The organism is Paludibaculum fermentans (genome assembly GCF_015277775.1).
Taxonomy (GTDB): domain Bacteria; phylum Acidobacteriota; class Terriglobia; order Bryobacterales; family Bryobacteraceae; genus Paludibaculum; species Paludibaculum fermentans.
Genome location: NZ_CP063849.1, coordinates 2578770 through 2601082, shown reverse-complemented (window position 1 = coordinate 2601082; position 22313 = coordinate 2578770). Strand labels below are relative to the sequence as shown.

The 22313-nt window shown below is 64.5% G+C and carries 21 protein-coding genes; 9 read left to right on the top strand and 12 right to left on the bottom strand.

What is annotated here, in order from left to right:
* Positions 1–13: 13 nt before the first annotated feature.
* Genes IRI77_RS10155 through IRI77_RS10145 form a run of 3 tightly spaced genes read left to right on the top strand, consistent with a single transcriptional unit; the run spans position 14 to position 2333 of the window.
* Entirely contained in the window at positions 14–904 is an 891-nt protein-coding gene (locus tag IRI77_RS10155; protein WP_194451959.1) for a PfkB family carbohydrate kinase, read from the top strand.
* Positions 901–1764 (top strand): ROK family protein, encoded by an 864-nt coding sequence (locus IRI77_RS10150; protein ID WP_194451958.1) that lies wholly within the window; start codon positions 901–903, stop codon positions 1762–1764. Before IRI77_RS10155 ends, IRI77_RS10150 begins: the two co-directional genes overlap by 4 nt.
* Positions 1761–2333 (top strand): SIS domain-containing protein, encoded by a 573-nt coding sequence (locus IRI77_RS10145; protein WP_194451957.1) that lies wholly within the window; start codon positions 1761–1763, stop codon positions 2331–2333. Before IRI77_RS10150 ends, IRI77_RS10145 begins: the two co-directional genes overlap by 4 nt.
* A 178-nt stretch (positions 2334–2511) precedes the next feature.
* Here IRI77_RS10145 and IRI77_RS10140 read toward each other — a convergent pair whose 3' ends face one another.
* The 12 genes from IRI77_RS10140 to IRI77_RS10085 form a co-directional block, all read right to left on the bottom strand.
* A complete protein-coding gene (locus IRI77_RS10140) occupies positions 2512–3840 on the bottom strand; it encodes a hypothetical protein (protein WP_194451956.1) in 1329 nt (442 codons plus the stop codon).
* 16 nt (positions 3841–3856) lie between these two features.
* Positions 3857–4537, bottom strand: a complete 681-nt coding sequence (locus IRI77_RS10135; protein ID WP_194451955.1) for an ABC transporter ATP-binding protein — start codon at positions 4535–4537, stop codon at positions 3857–3859.
* A gap of 9 nt (positions 4538–4546) precedes the next feature.
* Positions 4547–5647 (bottom strand): ABC transporter permease, encoded by a 1101-nt coding sequence (locus tag IRI77_RS10130; RefSeq protein WP_194451954.1) that lies wholly within the window; start codon positions 5645–5647, stop codon positions 4547–4549.
* A gap of 85 nt (positions 5648–5732) precedes the next feature.
* Positions 5733–6743 carry a nicotinate-nucleotide--dimethylbenzimidazole phosphoribosyltransferase gene (locus IRI77_RS10125; RefSeq protein ID WP_194451953.1) on the bottom strand — a complete coding sequence of 337 codons (1011 nt, stop codon included), beginning with the start codon at positions 6741–6743 and terminating at the stop codon, positions 5733–5735.
* 23 nt (positions 6744–6766) lie between these two features.
* A complete protein-coding gene (locus IRI77_RS10120) occupies positions 6767–7282 on the bottom strand; it encodes a bifunctional adenosylcobinamide kinase/adenosylcobinamide-phosphate guanylyltransferase (protein WP_194451952.1) in 516 nt (171 codons plus the stop codon).
* Entirely contained in the window at positions 7273–8277 is a 1005-nt protein-coding gene (locus IRI77_RS10115; RefSeq protein WP_194451951.1) for a FecCD family ABC transporter permease, read from the bottom strand. The genes IRI77_RS10120 and IRI77_RS10115 overlap by 10 nt, the downstream gene beginning before the upstream one ends.
* Entirely contained in the window at positions 8267–9037 is a 771-nt protein-coding gene (locus IRI77_RS10110; protein WP_194451950.1) for an ABC transporter ATP-binding protein, read from the bottom strand. Before IRI77_RS10110 ends, IRI77_RS10115 begins: the two co-directional genes overlap by 11 nt.
* The gene (locus IRI77_RS10105) at positions 9034–9906 is read right to left on the bottom strand and encodes an ABC transporter substrate-binding protein (protein ID WP_194451949.1); all 873 of its coding nucleotides are present in this window, start codon (positions 9904–9906) and stop codon (positions 9034–9036) included. The genes IRI77_RS10110 and IRI77_RS10105 overlap by 4 nt, the downstream gene beginning before the upstream one ends.
* Complete coding sequence (locus tag IRI77_RS10100) at positions 9888–10907, bottom strand: pyridoxal phosphate-dependent aminotransferase (RefSeq protein WP_194451948.1); 1020 nt, start codon at positions 10905–10907, stop codon at positions 9888–9890. Before IRI77_RS10100 ends, IRI77_RS10105 begins: the two co-directional genes overlap by 19 nt.
* A 193-nt stretch (positions 10908–11100) precedes the next feature.
* A complete protein-coding gene (locus IRI77_RS10095) occupies positions 11101–11967 on the bottom strand; it encodes a cobyric acid synthase (RefSeq protein ID WP_194451947.1) in 867 nt (288 codons plus the stop codon).
* Between the two features lie 6 nt (positions 11968–11973).
* Positions 11974–12834: an ABC transporter substrate-binding protein gene (locus IRI77_RS10090; protein WP_228486823.1), complete on the bottom strand. Its 861-nt coding sequence runs from the start codon at positions 12832–12834 to the stop codon at positions 11974–11976.
* Positions 12835–12988: 154 nt separating this feature from the next.
* Positions 12989–13489, bottom strand: coding sequence for an RrF2 family transcriptional regulator (locus IRI77_RS10085; protein WP_194451945.1), 501 nt, complete (start codon positions 13487–13489; stop codon positions 12989–12991).
* Between the two features lie 196 nt (positions 13490–13685).
* On the opposite strand from IRI77_RS10085, the gene glgP reads away from it, so the two are divergent.
* From glgP to IRI77_RS10055, 6 genes are all read left to right on the top strand, one after another.
* Entirely contained in the window at positions 13686–16244 is a 2559-nt protein-coding gene (gene glgP, locus IRI77_RS10080; protein ID WP_194451944.1) for an alpha-glucan family phosphorylase, read from the top strand.
* A gap of 251 nt (positions 16245–16495) precedes the next feature.
* On the top strand, positions 16496–16990 hold the full coding sequence (locus IRI77_RS10075) for a hypothetical protein (protein WP_194451943.1): 495 nt from the start codon (positions 16496–16498) through the stop codon (positions 16988–16990).
* Positions 16991–17092: 102 nt separating this feature from the next.
* On the top strand, positions 17093–17938 hold the full coding sequence (locus IRI77_RS10070) for a hypothetical protein (RefSeq protein WP_194451942.1): 846 nt from the start codon (positions 17093–17095) through the stop codon (positions 17936–17938).
* 43 nt (positions 17939–17981) lie between these two features.
* Positions 17982–19013, top strand: a complete 1032-nt coding sequence (locus IRI77_RS10065; RefSeq protein WP_194451941.1) for a zinc-dependent alcohol dehydrogenase — start codon at positions 17982–17984, stop codon at positions 19011–19013.
* Between the two features lie 248 nt (positions 19014–19261).
* On the top strand, positions 19262–21064 hold the full coding sequence (locus tag IRI77_RS10060) for a di-heme-cytochrome C peroxidase (RefSeq protein WP_194451940.1): 1803 nt from the start codon (positions 19262–19264) through the stop codon (positions 21062–21064).
* A 104-nt stretch (positions 21065–21168) separates the two neighbouring features.
* Positions 21169–22227 carry a methyltransferase gene (locus IRI77_RS10055; RefSeq protein WP_194451939.1) on the top strand — a complete coding sequence of 353 codons (1059 nt, stop codon included), beginning with the start codon at positions 21169–21171 and terminating at the stop codon, positions 22225–22227.
* Positions 22228–22313: the final 86 nt, after the last annotated feature.

Genomic DNA, 22313 nt, shown 5'->3' with positions numbered 1-22313 from the left:
ATGTGGTGAGTTTGTGAACGCACGCGCCATCCTGAGCCGGATCCAGACGTTGAACGTCTTAGTCGCCGGGGATCTGTGGCTCGATCGCTGGTCCAGGTACGATCCCTTCCTCAGCTCGGCCTCACCGGAGACAGGCCTGGAATCCACCGTTCTCGTCGCCACGGAGACGGCTCCGGGCGGCTGCGGGCTCTCGGCTGCTGCACTGGCCGCCTTGGGCGCCAAGGTGGCTTTACTCGCGGTTGTGGGCGACGACGGCGCGGGCCTGGATTTGCGCCGCGCTCTCGAACAGGCCGGCGTCGCGCCGGATTCCCTTCTTTCCGGACCCGCGCCGACGCCTTCCCTCACGCGGCTGATCCACGCGCGCACCGGAGCCGAGGACGCGGGCCGCATCGAGGTGGTCCAATTCCAGCCGCCTGGGCACGTGGCCACCGCGTTTGCCGAGGACCTGCACCGGTTGGCCGCCCACGCGGAGTGCGTCCTGGTAGTGGAGCACCGGCCGGCTGTGCTGGGCGGGCTGGTGGCGCCGATGCCGCGGAGTGTCCTGGCCGGCTTGGCGGCAACGTGCCCGTTGCTTTGGCATGAGACGCCGCTCGAACTGGAACAGCTTCGCGGCGGCGGCCGCGCGGCGCTGATCGTCCGGCCGGACGGGCAGGGCGGAGTCGAGATCCAGGACGGGCCGGAGCGCCAGACGGTGCCCGAACGGATGCCTGAGTATCCTGTCGATCCGCATGGCGCCCGTGAGACTTTTTCGGCGGCGGCTGCCGCTGCGTTGGCCGCGGGAGCCGACCCGGCCGATGCGGTGCGCTTTGCGCTGCTGGCCGCGGCTGTGTGCATGATGAAGCCTGGCGCGCGTTGCGCCTCGCCCGAGGAGATCCTGCGGGCGGAACGGGAGTGGAGCGAATGAGTATTCTGGCAATCGACATCGGCGGCACGAAGTTCACGATGGCGCTGTTTGAAGGCGATCGCATGGTGCAGCGGATCTCGCTGGCCACTGACCGCGAGGGTGGCAAGGACTGGATGCTGGCGCGGATCGGTTCCATCGGGGACGAATGGCGCGGCGGCGGGTCGTTCCAGGCCATCGGCGTGGGCTTCGGCGGTCCGGTGAATTTCGAGACACAGCAGGTGGTGCTCTCCACGCATGTCGGCGGCTGGCAGGATTTCGATCTGCCCGCCTGGCTCAGGCAGCGGTTTGGCGCGCCGGTCTGGATGGACAACGACGCCAACGTCGGCGCCCTCGGCGAAGGGATTCACGGAGCAGGGAAGGGCCTGCGGCCGCTGTTCTACATGACGCTTTCCACGGGCATCGGCGGCGGGATCCTCACGGGTGACGAGGTCTACCGTGGCGCGGACTCCTATGCCGGAGAGATCGGACACATGAACGTGCGGCCGGACGGGCCGGATTGCCTGTGCGGCTCCAATGGCTGCTTTGAGCGCATGTGCTGCGGCCTGTGGATGGAACGCGACTATGGCCGGACCGCGAAGGAACTGCTGGCCGACCCCGAGTTCGTCAAAAAGTACGTCGTCGACCTGGCCCGCGGCCTGAAGGCGGCCCTGATGTTGCTGAACCCGGCGGCGATCGTGATCGGCGGCGGCATCAGCAAGGCCGGCGACACGCTCTTCCTGCCTCTGCGGGCCGAACTGAATCGCCAGATGACGGCCTGGTCCAAGGCGCGGCGCATTGTGGTTCCGGCCGCGCTGGGGGATGACAGCGTATTGTGGGGCGCGCTGGAACTGGCGCGCCGGATGGAAGGGATCACGACATGACGGATTTCAGCTCCACCTACAAAACCCAGTTGCTCAGCGCGCTGGACACCCTCCCTCTGGACAAAGTGGAAGCCGCGATCTCGATCCTGAAGACGGCGCGGGACGAGGATCGCCAGGTGTTTGTCTGCGGCAATGGCGGCAGCGCGGCCACGGCTTCGCATTTCGTCTGCGACATGGTGAAGGGTGGCAGCTATGGCCGTCCGAAGCGGTTCCGGATTCTCAGCCTGAACGACAACCTGCATACGATCACGGCCTACTCCAACGACGTCAGCTATGAATGCGTGTTCGTGGAGCAGTTGACGAACTTTGCCCGTCCCGGCGATGTGCTGATCTGCATCAGCGGCAGCGGCAATTCGCCGAACGTCCTGCGCGCGGCGGAGTATGCCAATCAGGCGGGTCTCACCACCATCGGACTCACGGGCCGCGATGGCGGCCGGCTGGGGCCTTTGTCGAAGCTCGAGATCAATGTCGCCGAGCAGCACATGGGCCGCATCGAGGATGGCCACATGGTGGCGTGCCACATGATCGCCTATTACTTCATGGAGCGCGAAGCGCCCACAGGCGCCTGAGTCCACAAAAAGAAAACCGGCTACCCGGAGGAGGTGGGTAACCGGTTGAGTTTTGGAGGAGGAGAAAAACTTTCTCTGAAGTAAGTTTGCCGTCTGGGGGCGCTGGCGTCGATCCAACCGGTGGGCCATTTTTCAGTAGGACCGTACTGTAGCTTGGAGGGTACCGCCCAGGCAGGACTCAGGTACGGCCCCTGATGCCGCGCAGGAACGGCGGATCCGACCAGTCCCACAACCGCTCCGTGTGCCCGTCGATCTTGTTAGGCACCGTATTCCAATTGGCGGGGCCCTGGTTCCAGGTCGGCCAGCCGTTGCACCACAGCCCGCACAGGACGCCCACCATCAGCAACCCCTTGAACGCAGGGTTGTGCCCACGCCACCTGTCGAAAACGGGGATCAGCAGCACCACGAAGACCGGCAGCACATCGGAAAAGAGGCGAGGTCCGTTGCAGTAACCGCCCCACCAGATGGAGAAGGACGAAATGAGCAGGTAGTGGAGCAGGGCGATCGCGGCCATGGCCGCGGCAAGAGGCCGCCGCTCCGGCTGGCGCCACCAGAGAAAGAAGCCTGGGATTGCGGCCAGCAGAATGGGGGCGTAGATAAAGAGCCCGCGAGCCGGGCTGATCAGATGGCCCACCAGGGCGGTGGAAAGGGACGCGTGCCAGCCCAGGGTGCCCTGGGGCGCGCCCGTGGGGCGGTAGTAGGGCTCGAGCAGGGCTCCGTAGATGCTGTAGTTCCGCAGCGCAAACAGGAGCGCGATGGGCGCGGCCGCGGAGACCAGCAGCAGGAACGGCCGGCGGCCCCGTGTGATCGCCCACACCGCGAAGACCGCGGCGGGAATGGCGTTGGTGGGCCGCGTGAAGAAGGCGAAGCTCAACAGGGCTCCTGCGACGGCCCATAGCACCGGCTTCCGTTCCGCGCGGACGGCGGCCAGGATCGCGCCGGAGAGCAGCAGCATGTCGGCGGCCTGCATGCCCAGGGCCCGGGAACCGGTCGACCAGGCGGGGGACGCGAAGGCAAAGACAAGAGCCAGGGCCGCCGCCGTGCCCACGCTCGAAAGCTCCAGGGCGGCCGAGTGGAGCATCACGCCGGCCAGGGCAATCCACAGGCTGGCGATCAGGATCTCCACGGCGACCGAGGAGTTCTCCAGATCGCCTCGCAGCAGCGCGGCGCTCACGGGAGAGGCCGTGCGGCGGGCGAGCGGCTCTAACACTGGCTGCAGGACGTGGAGTGTGGCTTCGAGGGCGGCCACGGCCGGGGTCGCGAGCAGGGCGGTGCCGGCGGGAAACATGGGCCGGTAGTGGCCATCCGGCTTCGTGATCGCGTAATGCTGGCTGGCCTCGATGCGCGGCTGGTATTCGTCGAGATTCAGGTCGCCGTGGTGGATCAGGCTCAGCGCCTCGAACACGTTCCAGCGCGAGTCGCCCGAGGCCGCGACGGGGCTGGCGGCATGCACCAGGAAAATGACCACCCCCAACAGGGCGCCCGCTTTCCACCGCAGCCGCGTCATGGCGCGATCCCTGTTCCTAGTTCTCGCCGACGATGCGTCCGTCGCGCATCAGCACGGTGCGGTGACCGTAGGCGGCGGCTTCCGGGTTGTGCGTGATCATCAGGATCGTCTGGCCCAGGCGGCTGTTGAGATCGCGCAGGACGTCCAGGACCTTGACTGAGTTCTCGGTGTCCAGGTTGCCGGTGGGCTCGTCCGCCAGCAGGATGGTGGGGTGATTCACCAGGGCGCGAGCGATGGCCACGCGCTGCTGTTCGCCGCCGGAGAGCGCGCGCGGCTTGTGATGCAGGCGGCTGTGGATGCCCAGCGTCTTGAGCAGGTCGATGAAACTCTGCTCGAGTGGGCCTGTGTTGCCGCCAAAGTAGCGCGCCATCTCGATGTTGCCCATGGCCGTCAGCGTAGGCAGCAGGTTGTAGCGCTGGAACACGAAACCGACCTTGGTACGGCGCAGGCGCGTGCGCTCGCGGTCCGTGATGGCCGAGAGGTCTTCGCCGTCGATCTTCACCAGTCCGGAGGTGGGGGAAGCCAGCCCGCCCAGGATATGGAACAGGGTGGATTTGCCTGAGCCGGAGGGCCCGACGACGCTGACGAACTCCCCTGGCTGGATGTCGAGCGAGACGCCGCGCAGCGCGGGGACTTCGATCTCACCGACGCGGTAAATCTTCTTCAGGTCTTTGACGCGGATAATCGGGTCTGCCATGGGGTCTACTTATTCGTGCGAGAGAGCCTCAATGGCGTCTTGCGTGGCGGCGCGCATACCGGGATAGACGGCGCCCAAAAGTCCGGCGGTGAGCGAGATGCCCAGGGCGGTGGGCCACCAGTCCGGCGCGAGTTCCGATTGCATGTTGGCGCGGATGAAGTGATTGATCGACCAGTTGGCGGCCATCGAAAGCAGGATTCCGCAGATCCACCCAACCACCGCCAGCACCAGCGTCTCGCGCACCAGGATGCCCATCACATCGCCCGGCGAAGCGCCCAGTGCCTTCAGAATGCCGATTTCCCGGGTTCGCTCCAGCACCGTGGTGTACATGGTGAGGCCCACCACCAGGAACCCGACGATCACCGAGAGACCAGTGATCACGTAGATGAAGCCTTTCAGCGCGGGCACGTTGTTCACTGAAAACAGGCTGACGAACTCCTCGATGGAGTAGATGCCATACCCTTCCAGCTCCGGCACCGCCTTGAGGGCCGCAATGACGGGGGCCACGTTGTCCTTGTAGTCGACCTTCAGGAAGGCCTGGCTGATCTTCTCGTCGCTGTTGGTCACCGTCTGGAGCTGCTTCAGCGAAACGAGCTGGCGGGCCAGCTTGCCGGCCGGGACGATGCCACAGATGCGCCAATTGATGTTGAGCGCGTTTACCGTGTCGCCCACCTTCTTCTTGGACTGCTCGGCATACCAGTCGTCGACGATCATGTCGTTCTTCTCTTTGAACGGACCGCCTTCGAGGTACTTCATCCCGCCGCTGAGCGCCGCGAACTCATCCAGGTTGATGCCCGTGATGGTGCTGAGGCCGGCGTAGGCCTGGACGTTGATGCCCGCCACTTTCGTGACGTGCGGCCGGGCGGCGAAGTATTTCAGGAACTTCTCCGGCATGCTGGCGCCGCTGAGGCTGATGGCCGAAGCGCCCGGGGGTTTGATCATGATGTCGGCGCCGACACCCTTGGCCCGGTTGATGGAGTCCTGCAACATGCCGTGACTCAGGCCCACCACGGCCAGGATCATGGAGACCTGAAATCCAATGGAAAGGCAACTGAGGGCAGTGCGGAGCTTACGATGCTTCAGATTCTCGAATACAAGGCGGTTGATCAAAGCGAGGTAGATCCTTCACACAAGTTCCTATTGTACCCTCTCGAACCTGTTGATTACGCGTCCGGCTGCGTGTTTTGGCAGCCGTTCACTCCTCTTCTGGAAGGGAGATTTCCTGGTACAGCCGCACGGACGTTTCGAGCAGTTGAATCGCCAGCGCGGCGCCCAGGCCGGCGCTCTCGCGCAGGCGGAAGTCGAGGACGGGTTCAACAGAGAGAAAGCGCAGCAGGATGGCATGCGCGCGATCCGGCGAAAGATGGGAGAACATGACGGCGTCCAGGCAGTCGGGCGCCAGCCCGCGCGCGGTCATGGCCGCCGCGCCGGCCACAAAACCGTCGATCACCACGGGCAGGCGCCGCGCCGCCGCGCCGATGATGAAGCCGGTCATGGCGGCGATTTCAAACCCGCCCAGGCTGCGCAAGGTGCCCTGCGGGGAGAGGAGCTCGGTCTGGTTGCGCGTGACGGCGGTGCGCACGGCCTGCACCTTGCGGTTCAGGGTCGCATCGTCCAGGACCTCCCCGCGTCCCGTGGTTTCCGACGCATCGCGGCCGCCCATCGCGCTCAGCATCGCCGAGGCCGCCGCGGAACCACCCACGCCAATCTGGCCCAGGCCCACCACGTCGAAGCGTCCGGCGGCATCCTCGGCCAGTTGCAGGCCGGTTTCCAGCGCGGCGTTCACCTGCGCCTCGGTCATGGCGGAGCCCCGGCAACTGTTGGCCGTTCCGCTCGCGATGCGGTAGTTCAATGCCCCGGGTTCACCACCCTTCAGGCTGCCCATGTCGACGAGCACCGGCTCAATGCGCGCTTGCCGGCAGATGACCTGGGCGGCCGATCCGCCGCGCAGAAACTGCCGGGCGAGCAGCGCCGTGCCATCCTGGGCCTCGGCGCTGATGCCTTCCTGCACAATCCCATGATCGGCCGAGAAGACGTAGAGCCCTTTGCGCTGGATCTGCGGCGTGCCGGTGCCGTGGATCAGCCCGTAGTGGACGACGAGCGCCTCCAACTGCCCCAGCCCGCCTGAGTTCTTGGTCAGGGCCGACCAGCGTTCACTGATCGCCGTGGCCACGGCCGGATCCAGCAGCGGCCGGATCCGGTCCATACATTGCCTGATGCCTGCAGGTATCATCGGATTCGCTTTGGTACTCCGAAGACCATCCAGTAGAGCCGCGAGGCGGATTCCGCCGCCTGGCGATTGATCAGTCCGGCAAGACGCCGGAAGTGCCGGGACGGTTCACCGTCCATCGGGAAGCCGAAATCGACGTCGCTGGTTACCATGATCAGTTCAGCCTTACAGTTCTTCGAAAGCTCAATCAGCCGGGTGGCTTCCTGCTCCACCTGTTCGTCCGTACGGCCGGCCATCACCAGATTCGAGACCCACAGTGTCAGGTCATCAATCACCACCGCATCAAACACAGAGGCCCGCTCCTCAATCAGCCGGGCGATCTCCAGCGGTTCCTCCACGGTGATGAATTCGGCGCCGCGTTCGCTTCGCGCGCGTTCGACTTTCTGCGCCGACTCTTCATCGTCGGGCTGCAGCGTGGCGATGAATCCCAACTTCGGGCCGTGTGCGCTCGCCAGCGCCAAGGCGTAGCGGCTCTTGCCGGAACGGCGCCCCCCGCCCACGACTGCTAAAGCCATAAACTCCTCCTTCGACTTCGCAGCAGCGCGATAAAGAACGGCCCGCCAATCAGCGCCGTCACCACGCTCACAGGAATCTCCACCACCAGTATTGTACGCGCCACCGTGTCGCACACCGTCAGCAGCGCCGCACCCAACAGGAATGATACAGGCATTAGCAGCCTGTGATCACCGCCCAGCTTCAGCCGGACCGCGTGAGGCACCACCAGGCCGATGAAGCCGATGGGCCCTGTCACCGCCGTGACCACCGCCGTCAGCAGCGATCCGGCGATGTAGCCCAGCATCAGCAGCTTCTGCGGGGACGCGCCGCGCGTGGCCGCCCACTCTTCGCCCACCGACATCAGATTCCATTGCCGCGCCATCAGGCACAGCCCGCCGCAGACAGGCAGGATGATGCCGGCCATCCACCACAGCGTGCCCGCGTCCACGGGATCGATGTTGCCCATCAGCCAGTGCACAATCGCAAAGCTCTGGCCGACACTGGCCAGGTTGTGCAGCAGCATGATGAGCGACATCACCACGCTGTTGATAGTGACCCCGGCCAGCAGAAGCGTGAACGACGACATACGGCGGCCTTCGGCGGCTACGGCGACCACCAGCAGCAGGACTCCCGCCGCGCCCAGCAGGGCCGCGACCCACACCGCGGGCAGGCCGCCCAGTTGGTTGATCCCCAGGCAGATCGCGATCACCGCGCCCAGCGAAGCCCCACTGGAAACACCCAAGGTATAAGGAGTTGCCAGCGCGTCGCGCAGCAGGGCCTGGAAAAGGACGCCGGCGGTAGCCAGGGCTCCGCCGACCAGCAGGGCCAGGATGGTGCGCGGCAGGCGGACGCCGAAAAACATCTGGGCGTCCGGCGATTCGCCGCGAAAGGCCCGGGCCAGGTCGATCTTCGCCGGCCCGATCAGCGGGGTGATCACCGCGACCAGGGCGGTGACGATCAGGGCCAGCAGGATGATCCGGACTGCCCGCGCCGGAGTGACCGGTTCAATCCCCATACGCGATCCACGGCTTTCCGTCCGCGCGCTGCAGCCATTCGGCCTGGACTCCAAACACGTCCTTGATCTTGTCGGTAGCGAGGGCGGAACAGGGGTCGGCGTCGGCGGCCACACGGCCGTTCTTCAGGGCCACGACGCGGTCCGAGTAAGCCGCGGCCAGGTTCAGGTCGTGCGTGACGGCGATCACCAGCAGGCCCTCTCGCGCCAGATTGCGCAGCAGTTCGTAGATCGAGAGCTGGTGCTGGAGGTCGAGAAAGGTGGTGGGTTCGTCCAGCAGCAGGGCGCGCGGATCCTGCGCCAGCGCCGAGGCCAGGACGACACGCTGCCGCTCGCCGCCGCTCAACGCACGGAAATCGCGGTGGCGGAAGCGCGTGGTGTCGGTCAGCTCCAAGGCCCGTTCCACGGCTTTCCAGTCCTCCGGACTCTCAAAAAGGCCCCCGGCATAGGGCGTCCGTCCCATCAGCACCACCTGCTCCGCCGTGAACGGAAAATCCAGCTTGAGGCTCTGCGGGACCAGTGCGACCTCGCGGGCGAATTCGCGCCGCGGCCAGGCGGCGATGTTCCGGCCGTTCAACTGGCAACTGCCCTGGAAGCCGCCGCGCAGACCGGACATGATGTTCAAAAGAGTGGACTTGCCTGCGCCGTTGGGGCCGGTCAGGGCGACCATGCCCGGCTGGTCGAAGGTCAGTGTGACGTCAGCCAGCACTTCGATGTCGCCGTACCGCATGCCCACGCGGTCGAGCACATAGCGGACACTCATCGCGCGGCTGCTCCGTGCAGGTGGTCGTAGATGGCTCGGGCGGCGATGCCCATGCGCGGGCCGGGGTGGATGAACACGTCCGAATCGATCTGGACGACGCGCTTCGTTTTGACCGCCTGCAGGTTGGGATATCTGGCCCAAAGCTGGAAAAACTGCTGCTGCTGCTCCAGCGGCTTGCCTTCGACGTGGGCGAAGTCGCCCATGTCCAGAATGACTTGCGGGTCGCCGGCCAGCACCTGTTCCACCGAGACCTTGGGATACTGGATGGGCGAGTTGCTCAGCAAATTGTCCCCGCCGGCCAGGGTGACCAGTTCATCGATAAAGGTCTTGGGGCCGACGCCGACCATGCCTTGCAGAGTGCCAGGGGACCGGCCCACCAGGAACAGCGCTTTGATGCGCGGCTGTGTCTGGGCTTTGGCCCGGACTTGGTTCAACTGCGACCGCAGCTCCGCCGAGAGCTTGCGGGCCGCGGCTTCGGTGCCCGTCAACCTGCCGATCGATTCGATCGACCGGAACACGTCCTCAATCGAGTCCTGATTCACTTCCTCGGCATGGACGCCGAGCTTCCTCAGACGGTCGGCCACCTGGATGGGATTCTTGATCACCAGGACCAGATCCGGTTTCAGGGCCAGGATCCGCTCAAAGTCCGGCTGCAGGAAGGAACCGATCTTGGGCTTCTGCTGGGCTTCCACAGGGTAGCGGCAGTATTGCGTGACGCCCGCGACACGGTTGCCAAGGCCCAGGGCATAAAGGACTTCCGTGATGGAGGGGGCTGTGGAAATGATGCGCTGCGGTTGGGCTGCCTGGCAGACGGCGGCTGTGATCAGGGTGAGAACCGCGAGTTGCCTGGCTATTCCTGCGGCGCGCAAAAGAACTCCTTGGCCGCCTGGACAAAGCGTTCATTCTCCGGACGGGTGCGGACGGCAAACCGGATGGCTTCCCCGGCGACGCCCGGCAGGCGGGTGCAGTTGCGCAGGATGATCTTGCGGTCGAGGAACCAGTCACAGATTTCGCTGGCGGGCCGGTCGGTTTCGGCGAACAGGAAGTTGGCGACCCCCGGGGCGAAGTGCAGGCCCTGCAGACCGGAGAGCTCCTCCAGCAGCCAGCGGCGTTCGGTTTCAACGACTTCGCGGGTGCGCTCGGCATGCTCGCGGTCGGCGATGGCGGCCAGCGCCGCGGCCTCGGCCAGGGTGCTCACCTGCCAGGGCTCGCGCCGCCGGTTCAGGCGCTCCATCCACTCCGACGAACCCACGATGGCGCCGACGCGCAGGCCGGGCAGGGCGTAGAACTTCGAAAGGGAGCGCAGAACCAGCAGGTTGGGATGGTTCTCTGTCCACCAGACGGCCGATTCCGTGCGGGTAAACTCGATGAAGCTCTCGTCAATCAGAACCGGTCCCTCACGGCCGGCGATGGCGCGGCGGAGGATCTCCACGGGGATCTCGGCGCCGGTCGGGTTGACGGGCTGGCTGAGGACGAGCAGGCCGCGTTGAGGCCAGCGTTCCGGGTCGTCCATGGGCAGGCGCAGGGCGTGGGGGAAGGCGCGGTAGAATTCGCTCCAGACCGGGGTGACCAGGGCGGAGGGGCCGTTCCAACCGGCGCGGGCGACGAAATGGAGAAGCTCCGTGGCGCCGCCGCCGGCCATCACCTGGTGGGGTGAGACCCGCCATTCCGCGGCCAGGGCCGCTTCGAGTTCACTGGGCAGTTGCCCCGGATAGTGGCAGATTCGTTCCAGAGCCGCTTCGATGGCAGGCCGGACACCCGGCGCGGGCCCCAGCGGGTTGATGCTGGCGCTGAGGTCCAGCACTTCCCGCCAGTCCCAGCCACGCTCCCGGCTGATGGCAAACAGATTTCCACCGTGCGTGATGGTCAAACACTTCCTCCCCAACACTTATATGGCAGTGGGTCCCGGTTGCTCGGGTGGATCCTTCTGCGGATCAGGCTTTTGCGGATCATGAAGCTATACGGATCCAGAACACTTCCCACCCCGCGGACGGGGTCCTGAGCGGGCCAGGGCGGCGGACCGTCCCGGTCGAGGCTCTGTTCTTACTCTACTACTCCCGGCATCAGACGGATTGGTGCACGAACTTGGCCACTCCGGGGGCTTCCGACAGCCAATGGCCCAGCCGGTCGAGCGACTCCTCCGTAGGGAGAGGCGGCGGGACGCGCCGGCCAAGAATGCGGGAGAGGGTCCAGTTGTCCTTCAATGCGCCGGTTGCCAACTGCTCCGCCCCAGGGTACGGCCACCCGGTGGAGATCAGGCGAGTGCCGGAGGCGTGCTGGGCGGCGATCCAGGTATCGAGGCTCGCCTCGCGGATCCACTCCAGGTCCTTGGCCGGCTCCAGCGAAGCCGGGACGAACAGCAGCTGAAAGCGCCCGGGCGCCTGCACGGTCAGCCATTCGGCGCCGCGAATCAGCTGGAAGTCGGCAAAGTTGGCCAGATGGGGCACCGAGATGATGCCGGACCGCGGCGCCGAGATGAGGCTCCACAGGGGAAGCGCGGCTACGTCTTCCGGGCACTGGGGCGTCAGGTTGGGTTCGAACGGAGCCAAGGGCGGGAGTTCACCCAATTGGATGAAGCCGTCCCGCAGGCTCACCGGAAGCTCCAGCACCGTGTAGCCGGCGGGTGCCGAGTCTCCGGCCGCCAGCTCCGCCACGATGACATCATGGCGAGCCAGGAGGGCGGGCAGGGCCGGCCAGCCGGACTCGTAGATCGGTTCCGCGGGGAGTCCGCAGGCCTCCGCCAGCAGCGCGGTGGCGCGGGAGACGGTGCCGCCTTCCGGGCATTGGAAAGGATCGCCCTCCGGACGGGAGAGATGGAGCGGGGCCACGTGGCGGCCTTCCCGCTTCAGCCAGGCGGCCAGCGCCGCGGCTACGTGTGTCTTGCCGGCTCCGGGCAGGCGGCTGGTGATTGCAATGACTTGGGCCGGCATTCGTGTCTAGTTCAGGCCTGCTTCTTTCAGAAAACCGGCCGCGACCGCTCCGGCATCGGCATGTTCGAGTTCCACCCGGCGGACCATTCCACGCATCTGGTCCAATGTGATCTTCCCATACAATGCCTTGATCGCATCGGCGAGGCCGGGGTGCGCCTCGAGTGTCTCCAGCTTTACGACATAGCCCGTTTCGTAGAGCGGGAACACCCGCTGGTCGTCGGGTATCTCCACGAGATCGCCGTTGCCGAGCCGCGGGTCGGTTGTTCGAGTGACGCCTAAGGTGATCTGGTCCTTGGACATAGCGATATGCAGCTGTTCCTCGGTAAGGATCTGGACGGGGGCGCTCAACTGCAGGTCGTACTTCCGGGCCAGCAGCACCATCCCATCGGGACGGTCTCGAAACTCCCGGCTGGAGCCGATCGCCCACCCTTCCTGATTGGCGCTGGCCTGCGTCAGGTTCTCGATTTTGCGTTTTTCGGCAATGCGGCGCGGGATCAGGAAGACCCTGTTGTAGCGGAAGCCCAGCGGTCCGAACCATTCGCAGTGGTAGGTCGTGCGATAGCCTTCCCGCAACTGGTCCAGCAGGGCGTCGTCGCCGCGGTCAGGCTGCATATTCAGGACGTTGAACAGGGCGGTGCCGGAGTATTCGGGGTAGATGTTGATTTCGCCGGTGAGGAGGGAGGAGTGGACCAGGGCCACATTACCCAGGCCGAACTTGCGTGCGACCTGGACGCCCGGCAGGCGTTTGGAGAGATGTTGGGCGAGGATCTCTCCCAGGATCAGCTGTTGAACGCCGTCTTTTGAACCAACAGTGAGAGTCGGGCGCGGCCGGCTGCAGGAGGCAACCAGGACACACCCGGCCCACACAACACACAAAGATACCCTTAAACGTAGACCAATCATCACTAATGAGGATACTCGATCGATAGGTCGGAGACGGACCATTCCTTCGCCTGCGTGAGCATCACGCAAATCAGGGTGGCTCGAATCAGTCCCTCAACGGAGCAGGACGGACAAACCATTAGTTGGTGATGGAATGGACCGTCACCGTCTGAGCTTCGGCTACCGTTGCGGCGCCGTGGTCCTTCAGAAACAGCAACATATCCTCTTCACTGCGCAGCAGGTCGCGCAGCGTGGTCTTCGTGAGGATGGCGTCCAGTGACTTCTGGACGGCTCCCCAAAGCAGGCGCACGGCGCAATCCCCCGTGTGAGCACAGTTCCGCTCCAGGCCGGAATGGCGGTCGCAGAAGTGCGGGTTGAAGAAACTGCCGCCCAGAAGCGACAGGATCTCAGAGACGGTGACCTGATCGGCCGGCCGCGACAGAGTGTACCCACCCGCCTGACCGCGGACACTGGCTACAAGTCCACCGAGGCGTAGAATCCGCATCAGTTTGGCAACGTTAGGGACCGAGAGACCCTCGGCCCGGCTTATTTCAGGAATGCTGTGGCTTTTCGTCTCGCCGTGGCGAGCCATAAATAACAGGCATCGCAGCCCGTATTCCTCTTGGGCGCTGAGCTTCATGACAACATTGTACGTCGAAAACTGGCTAGATGAAGATAAAAAGATTTAAAAATATGATTACCCTGTTTCAGCGTACCCTGAGTACTGTGAAGGGCCTTACATTAAGGAACTGAAATCCTTGGCCCTCCCCAGGAAGAGGGCAACGGGTCCGTTGCCGGGTTTGCTATGTTGGAATGTCTATCCATCAAGAGCCACCATGCCATTCCAAGTTCAACCAGTGAAGGAGTTCCTGGTCAGCCCCGCGCTGCCGCCCGCCATTTCCCGCTTAGGCGAACTGGCGCACAATCTGCTGTGGAGTTGGGACCACACCATCCGGCCCCTGTTTCGCCGGCTGGACCCCTCTCTTTGGAAGGAATGCCACCGCAACCCCGTCTTGATGCTGGGTCGTATTCCGCAAGAGTCGTTGGAGAAAGCCGCCGCGGACCCGCGCTACATCGCTCTCTACCAGAGCGCGTGCCGCCGCTATGACCAGTACATGTCCCTGCCGCCCGACGCCAGCCGCAAGGACACCATGTTGGTTGCCTACTTCTCTATGGAGTATGGCCTGTCTGAGTCGTTGACCATCTATTCCGGCGGGTTGGGCATTTTGTCAGGTGACCACCTGAAGGCCGCCAGCGACGCCGGCCTGAATCTGGTGGGTATCGGGTTGCTCTATCAAAAAGGATACCTGCAGCAGTATCTGAATCCCGACGGCTGGCAGACCGAGAAGACGCCGGTTAACGATTTCTACACCTGGCCCGTACAGCCGGCCCTCGACGCCAACGGCAACGAGATCCTGGTGGAAGTGAAGCTGCCGCACGGCACCTGCTCCATTAAGGTCTGGCGGATGAAGGTAGGCCGCGTGGACCTGCTGCTGCTGGACACCAACATCCCGCAGAACCAGAATCCCGAGTACCGCGACATTACCGACCAGCTCTACGGCGGCGACAACGTGACGCGCATCCAGCAGGAACTGGTGCTGGGCGTGGGCGGCCTGCGGGCGCTGAAGGCGCTGGGGCTGGAGCCGACCGTCTATCACATGAACGAAGGCCACTCGGCCTTCCTCGCGTTGGAGCGGATCCGGCTGTCCATGCAGGAGAACCGGCTGAGCTTCGAGGAAGCGCTCGAATCGGCGCGCGGCAATAACGTCTTCACGACCCATACGCCTGTCCCGGCCGGCATCGACATGTTTGATCCGGGCTTGGTCTATGAGTACCTGCACGGATATTGTGAACGGTACGGGGTACCTTTCGACAAATTCCTGAGCCTGGGCCAGGGTGGCACGGACGAACAGGGCGACCGCTTCTCCATGGCTGTGCTGGCCTTGAAGACTTCGGCCTATCGCAATGCGGTCAGCCGCCTGCACGGCGAAGTTTCCCAGGAGATGTTCCACAAGCTGTGGCCGGACCTGCCCATCCATGAGGTGCCGATCACACCCATCACGAACGGCGTTCATCTGCCGACGTGGCTGAACGGCGACCTGGCGCTGCTCTACGACCAGTATCTGGCGCCGGACTGGCGGGAACGCTACCCCGAGGGCTCGATCTGGGAGCAGGTGCCCGAAATCCCCAACGATGAGTTGTGGGAGATCCGGCGCCGCCGCAAGCGCCGCCTGATTAATTTCGTCCGGGAACGCATGTCGAAGCGTGCGCAGGAACGGCGTGCGTCTTCCATCGAACAGCGGCGCCTGGCCGAACTCTTCGATCCGGAAGCCTTCACCATCGGGTTTTCGCGGCGCTTCGCCACTTACAAGCGCGCCACGCTGATCTTCCGGGACAAAGAACGGCTGAAGAAGATCCTCTCCAATCCGCAGATGCCCGTGCAGATCCTGGTGGCCGGCAAGGCGCACCCAAAGGACAACCCGGGCAAGCAGTTCATCCGGGAGATCGTGCAGCTTTCGCGCGATCCCGGCTTCGCGAAGCACGTTGTCTTCATCGAGGACTACGACATCGAAGTGGCGCGCGAACTGGTGCACGGCGTCGACCTGTGGTTGAACAACCCGCGCCGCGGCGAGGAAGCCTGCGGCACCAGCGGCATGAAGGCGGCCATGAACGGCACGCTCAACCTGTCGATTCTGGATGGCTGGTTTGACGAGGCGTATGAGGTCTCCGGCGGCTGGGCCATCGGCGATCGCGATCAGTATTCGTCCGACATGGACGACCTGCACGCGTCCTCCATCTATTCCCAACTGGAGAACGACATCCTCCCTCTGTTCTATAAGGGCAGGGAAGAGGGCGTTCCGCACGGCTGGATGCAGCGAGTGAAACAATCGTTAATGAATCTGAGTCCCGGCTTCAATTGCCAGCGCATGATTCACGACTACACCACGCGCTTCTACGAGCCGGCCCACATCGGCTTTCTGGCGGTGAGGCGCGACAACTTCCAGCCGGCGCGCGAAAAGGCGAGCTGGTATGCGCAGGTGGAGCGCCTGTGGTCGCAGGTCTCGATTGAAGATTCCGGCGACGGGCCGGGCGCGTGTGTGCTGACCGGTACTCCGATTCAGTTGCGGGCGGCGGTGCGCCTGGCTGGTCTGACGCCGGAGGATGTGCGCGTCGAGGCCGTCGTGGGCCGCGTCAATCCCGACGGCGGACTGGAAGATACCAGCGTGATCACCCTGCCCCCGCTGTCAGAACAAAGTGAGGCGGTTGTGTTTGGGCGCGATTTTGTCCCGCACCAGACCGGACGGCTGGGCTACACGCTGCGCGTGAGTCCGAACCATTGCGACGATCCGCTGACGAGACCCTGCCTGTCTCCGGTGAAGTGGACGCGGAGCTGAACAATTTCTGTGCTGGATTCCGGCTGCGTTCCGTGTTAAGAATGAGGTGTGCCGGCCAATGACCGGGTGGGATTGAGCCGCTAGACGCTCCATCCCCCGATCTGGGGACGGTGCCTGCCAAAGCGATTCCCCAACGGCCCCTTTACCAAGGTGAGATGTGGAAAGCGCCGGGAAGGGCCACGTTGGCATTCATCCCAACACCATTGGCACGAGACTTCAGCTGAGATCCCACGAAGGAGTGGACTCCATTTATGGACGGCGACCGCAAGTACAAACAACGGGGCTACATGGACACCGAAGCCGCGGGCCAGGGGCCGGCTCGGGGGGGCGACGATCGCCAGCGCAACCGCGGCCCTCGCCCACCCATTGATGTCACCGGCCCGCGCCTGCCGCGCATGGTGGAGACAGTGACGGCTTCCCGTTGTTACAACTGTGCCACGCCTCTGCCTCCAGGTATGGATTTCACGGGGGCCTGCCCCAAGTGCAGCGTCGCGCTGCACTGCTGCAAGCAGTGCTCCTACTTCGAGCCCTCGACGCGATTCCAGTGCACGAAGCCGATTCCGGAGCGCATTGCCTACAAGGACAAGGCGAACGAGTGCACGTTCTTCCGTGCGCGCGTGACTGTGGCCCGCGATTCGGCGCCGCCGGCGGCGGCCTCGCGGCCCGCGGCTGACAGGCCCGAAGTCCTGGCGCCCAAGACCGCCAACGATGCGCGCATCGCATTTGATAACTTATTCAAGAAGTGAACGCCCGTCCACGGGCGCGCACTCCGGTAACCAATGCGTGTCTTTCTTTGTTGCGCCCTCATGGTCTGCCCCGTTTTTGGCGGATCGTCCCCGAGTGAATCGTTGGAGATCTCGACCGGCTACCTGATTGGGCCCAAGTACGATCCCCGCGCGTTCTATCTCCGTGCCTCCGCCGGTGCGGCTTGGCAGAAGTCCTGCTCCCAGCCGGAGTACCGGCGCCAGGTGCAGGGACGCCTGGTGGGCGTAACCATGGATGTGGTTCCGGCCGCCGGCGGCGCCCCCGCCCAAGGGTTCGACGCTTTGCCTTCCAGCGGCCTGCGCCTGGTGCGCCTCGTGCTGCAGGGTGAGCACCACAACTCCTTTCAAGCCGACGGATCGATCTCAGCCGCGGAGAAGCAGAGGCTCGACCAGATCCTGGTTTCCGCCGCGCAGCAGGGCATCGCGGTGGAGCTCGTCCTCTTTCACGCCGACCAGGATCACAACTTCGATTCTCCCGAAGCCATGCTGGAGGCCGCGCGGCATCTTACCGACTGGCTGATCGACCGCAACCACCGTCACGTGATTCTCAATCCGGCGGCCGACTGGTCCGGCCAGGGCTGGGATTTCGACAGCTTCGTCCCCAATCATCTGGAGAAGATCTCCGAGGCGATCCGCGAGCGGTTCCAGTTGCGGCACACCGACTATGCGCTGCCCATCGCGCTGTCAGCGCGCAACCGGATCTCAGAGAACTCGCGGCTGGTGCAGGATGCCGATGTGATCATCGCGCAAGGCGACGCGCTGGGCATGGACCCGCGGCGCGTGGAGCGGCCTGTGCTGGTGGAAGAGGCCGATGCGGGCGCCTGCGCGGCCGTGCTGGCGCGCTTCTCCGGCTGCCTGCTGCGGGGCCTGCCGGATGCGGGCACACTGCGAGCCGTGGGTCCGCTTATGTTGAAATCGTATAAGCCCTGAGAATCCACACTGATCATCACGGGGCGGGAGAAATGGAGCGTCCATGGCCGTCGCTGAACTGATTGCACAGCACCAATTCGCGCTGAGAGAGAACGTGATTCACGATCCGCTGCCGGGCGAAGTGCAGGTGCGGGTGGAGGCCGTGGGGATCTGCGGCAGCGATCTGCACAACTTCGCTGAAGGGCAGATCGGCGATGTGCCGTCGCAATATCCGATGGTGCTGGGGCACGAACCCGTGGGCACCGTGCTGAAGACAGGCGCGGGTGTGACGGGCTGGTCCGCCGGAGACCGTGTGGCGCTGGAGCCGCCCATCTACTGCTACCACTGCGAATTCTGCATGTCCGGCCGGCATCACTTGTGCGAGCATGTGCGCTTCCTCAGCAACCCCGGCGAGCCCGGCCTGTTTCGCGATCGGGCCAATCTGCCGGCCACGAACCTGCTACCGCTGCCTGCGAATCTCGGTTTCGACGAAGCGACCCTGTTTGAACCGCTGGGCATCATCCTCCACTCGTTCCGCATGGGCGACCCGAAGATCGGCGAGACCGCCGTTGTGATCGGCGGCGGCCCCATCGGGCTGACCACGATTGCGGCCCTGCGTGTGGCGGGCGTGGCGCGCATCTGGTGCGTGGAGAAGGTGGCGCACCGGCGCGACCTGGCCCTGGTGCTGGGCGCCGATGCCGTGATCGACCCCGATGCGACGGATCCGGTGCAGGCAGTGCTGCGGGATACCGGCAAGCGCGGCGTGGACATGGTCTATGACTGCGCGGCCAAGGATGGCTCGATCAACTGGGCGATCCGCATGGGCGCGTCGGCCGCGCGCATCGTCATTACTGGGCTGCCGTCGGAGACCATGCCGGCCATCGACTTCCACCACCTGCGCCGCAAAGAGCAGCACTTCTTCCCGGTGCGGCGTTCGAATCACAAGAGCGAACTGGCCCTCCGGCTGCTGCAGGAACAGCCCCAGCGGTTCACACCGATGATTACCCACCGCCTGCCGCTGGATCAGGTGCAGAAGGCGTTTGAGACGCTGGAAGCGTATGTCGACGGGGTGGGCAAGGTTACGTTGAAGCCCTGAGGCATCCGCCTCCGATTCTCCACAGCCCGTTTGAGTGAGCTGGCAGCGCGCCCGGCGAGGAGAGGTCCGCCTGGTGGCACTCCGCGGCACTTTCCCTCCAGTTGACGTTCACCATTTGAGCGGACTTGGGTTATTCTAGGAACCCTGGGATTACTGCCGCCTGGGTGGCAGTTTTGGATTCATGCGCACCTCGTGTCCTCAGCGCCCTGGCGCCACTGGCCGCATGGCTTCCATTGGAGGGAACTCACTTGAAACGGACGCTCATCTTTCTCGTCGTGGCTGCAGTCATTGTCCTGGCCGCCATGCCCGTGGTGAAGACAAAACTGGCTGAAATACGCGTCAATGTGCCGGATGTGCAACGGCCGCCGGAGACCATTACCGTCAGCCAGAACTGGACCGATCAGCAACGGCTCCAGTTCCATCACACCGCGCAGGGAACCCGGCTGTTGCCTTACCCCTGGTTCATGGCGCTGGAGCAGCCCTGTCTCTCCCCCTTTGGCTGCGGCCTGTTCCACGAGACCTCCTACCTCGCCCGCTTCGGTTTCATCCCCAGCAAAAAGGATCCGGCCATCAATCCCGATGGCCTGCCTGTCGGTTTCGCGGTCGACAAGGACTTCGTCGATCCCGCAACCAAAAAGCCTGCCACCGTGGTGGGGCTCACCTGCGCTGCCTGCCACACGGGCGAGGTCTTCTATGGCAAGTACGCCGTGCAGATCGACGGCGGGCCGGCCATGATCGAGGTCACTGAATTCCAGAAGGCGCTGGGCCTGGCTCTCGGTTTCACCCTGAAGTTCCCCATGAGCATCGGCCGCTACAGCCGCTTTGAGCAGCGTGTCCTCGGGCCCAACCCCACCGCCGAACAGAAGCAGGAACTACGCGCCGGCATGGAGGCTTACCTTAAGAATGGCCTCGCCGAAAAGAAGGCGGCCGACGCCGTGCACGCGTATGACAACAAGGCGGGCTTCGGCCGCACCGACGCGCTGACCAGGATCGGCAACCAGGTCTTCGCCGTCGACACGGGCATTGAGAAGAACTTCGCCGTATCCAACGCGGCCGTACGCTTCCCGCAGATCTGGGACGCGTCCTGGTTCAACTGGGTTCAGTACAACTCTTCCATTGCCGATCCCCTGGTCCGCAATATCGGTGAGGCACTCGGCGTGCGCGCGGCGGTGAAGCTCAATGGGCCGGATGCCGGCAAGTTCGAGAACTCCATCAACGTCCGCGGCCTGTACGCCATGGAGGAACTCCTCGCCGGGCCCGCGCCGTTCCAGGGGCTCACCTCGCCCAAATGGCCGTCTGTCCTGCCCGCGCTCGATCAGGCCAAGGTGACGCAGGGCGGGGCGCTGTATCGCAAGCATTGCCAGGGCTGCCATCTGCCGCCCGTACCCGAACTGCTGGCCGACCTGAAGGGCTACGGCAAGCCCGGAGCCTCCGAGCCCACCTACTGGTGGAGGAACGGCGTCGGCAACTGGTTCCTCCAGGTGACCGATATTCGCATCGAGGACATCGGCACCGATCCCCACCAGGCCGTCGACTTCCGGAACCGCACGGCCGATACCGGCGACCTAAAGTTGGGTGTCAAGTCGGCTGCGGAAGGGCTGAATCTCGTCACGCACGGCATTGTCGACGCCTACTTCGACAAGGACAAGGACTACTTCACGCCCGAACGGCGGACGCAGTGGGCCGGCGGCCGCGATCGCAAGGACCCGGCCGTGCGCGACGATCTTATCTACAAGGCCCGGCCGCTGGACGGCATCTGGGCGGTGGCTCCATACCTCCACAACGGCTGCGTGCCCAACCTCTACCTGCTGCTGTCCCCGCAGTCTGATCGCCCCAAAACGTTCTGGACCGGCAGCAAGCAGTACGACCCCGGGAAGGTCGGCTACCACACGGAACAGTTTCCCGGCGCCAGCCTCTTTGACACGGCCAAGCCGGGCAATGCCAACACCGGCCACGAATTCAAGGACGGCCCGCTCAGGAACGGTGTGATCGGCCCGCTGCTGTCGCACGACGACCGGATGGCCATCATCGAGTACCTGAAATCGTTGTAAACCGGGGGCACGCCGGCCCCCTATCGAACGCCAGTCACAACTTATCCGGAAAACCTGATCCGCCTGGGCTCGGGTTCTCGCGACTTAGATCAGGAGAACGAATCATGGCATCTGGGACCGTACAACAGGTCAATGCGGACGCAGCCGCCCTGGAACAACAGGCGGCGGCGCAGCAGGTATTGGGAATTATCGGCGGGTTCTGGCTATCCAGGGCCGTACAGGTCGCGGCGACACTGGAGATTCCTGATCTCCTGGCCGATGGCCCGCGAGACGTACAGGACCTGGCGGCGGCCACTTCCACGCATGCGCCCTCGCTCTATCGGCTGCTGCGCGCCCTGGCTTCCGGCGGGGTCCTGCGCGAACTGCCCGGGCAGTGCTTTGAAGCCACCACGCTCTCGAACCTGCTCCGCAAGGATGTGCCCGGCTCCCTGCGTTCCACTGTCATCACGGAGCTGGGCCTCATGCACTATGCCGCGTGGGGCAACATCATCGACGCCATTCACTCGGGCGAGTACGCGTTCCAGACTACGTTCCAGACCGATCCCTGGACTTACCTCAAAGGACACCCGCAGCTTGCGGCCACCTTCAACGACTCGATGACGAACCTCACCCGCGTGGTGCAGCGCGCCATCCTGGAGGTCTACGACTTCACGCCTTACCGCAGGATCGTCGATGTCGGCGGCGGCCAGGGCCAGCTTCTGTCGGCCATGCTCAATGCCAACCCGGAGGCACACGGAGTGCTGTTCGATGCCGCCTCAGTGGTGGAACAGGCACGCGAAGTGCTGCAGCACGAGCCCGTCAAGCAGCGCATTGAGTTCCACCCCGGCAACTTCTTCGAGAGCGTGCCGGCGGGCGGCGACCTCTACACGCTGAAGTGGATCCTGCACGACTGGGCCGAGGCCGAGTCCCGGCTGATTCTGGAGAACATCCGCAAGGCCATGGCGCCCGGCGCGCGCGTACTCATCTTTGACGCGGTGCTGCCGGAGGCCAACGTGCCCGATTTCGGCCCGATGATGGATCTCAACATGCTGGTCATGACCGGTGGCCGCGAGCGCACGGCTGCGGAGTTTTCAGACCTGCTGGCATCGGCCGGCCTGCGGTTGTTACGCGTCTACAAGACGAAGTCGCCGCTGGGCATTGTGGAGGCCGAAGCGGCTGCATAGTAGGGCCCGTCGAGTTTGCTTGAAACAGGGAACGGTCCGGTGGGGGCAGCATAAGGCCCGAAGCTCCTGTAGTATGTTCGTGGAGT

Coding starts and splice junctions, on each gene's coding strand:
- IRI77_RS10095 (WP_194451947.1), bottom strand. CDS start 11,967: ATGCCGGCCCAAGTCATTGCAATCACCAGCCGCCTGCCCGGAGCCGGC.
- IRI77_RS10055 (WP_194451939.1), top strand. CDS start 21,169: ATGGCATCTGGGACCGTACAACAGGTCAATGCGGACGCAGCCGCCCTG.
- IRI77_RS10145 (WP_194451957.1), top strand. CDS start 1,761: ATGACGGATTTCAGCTCCACCTACAAAACCCAGTTGCTCAGCGCGCTG.
- IRI77_RS10075 (WP_194451943.1), top strand. CDS start 16,496: ATGGACGGCGACCGCAAGTACAAACAACGGGGCTACATGGACACCGAA.
- IRI77_RS10135 (WP_194451955.1), bottom strand. CDS start 4,537: ATGGCAGACCCGATTATCCGCGTCAAAGACCTGAAGAAGATTTACCGC.
- IRI77_RS10085 (WP_194451945.1), bottom strand. CDS start 13,489: ATGAAGCTCAGCGCCCAAGAGGAATACGGGCTGCGATGCCTGTTATTT.
- IRI77_RS10125 (WP_194451953.1), bottom strand. CDS start 6,743: ATGGACCGGATCCGGCCGCTGCTGGATCCGGCCGTGGCCACGGCGATC.
- IRI77_RS10110 (WP_194451950.1), bottom strand. CDS start 9,037: ATGAGTGTCCGCTATGTGCTCGACCGCGTGGGCATGCGGTACGGCGAC.
- IRI77_RS10150 (WP_194451958.1), top strand. CDS start 901: ATGAGTATTCTGGCAATCGACATCGGCGGCACGAAGTTCACGATGGCG.
- glgP (WP_194451944.1), top strand. CDS start 13,686: ATGCCATTCCAAGTTCAACCAGTGAAGGAGTTCCTGGTCAGCCCCGCG.
- IRI77_RS10115 (WP_194451951.1), bottom strand. CDS start 8,277: ATGGGGATTGAACCGGTCACTCCGGCGCGGGCAGTCCGGATCATCCTG.
- IRI77_RS10120 (WP_194451952.1), bottom strand. CDS start 7,282: ATGGCTTTAGCAGTCGTGGGCGGGGGGCGCCGTTCCGGCAAGAGCCGC.
- IRI77_RS10065 (WP_194451941.1), top strand. CDS start 17,982: ATGGCCGTCGCTGAACTGATTGCACAGCACCAATTCGCGCTGAGAGAG.
- IRI77_RS10140 (WP_194451956.1), bottom strand. CDS start 3,840: ATGACGCGGCTGCGGTGGAAAGCGGGCGCCCTGTTGGGGGTGGTCATT.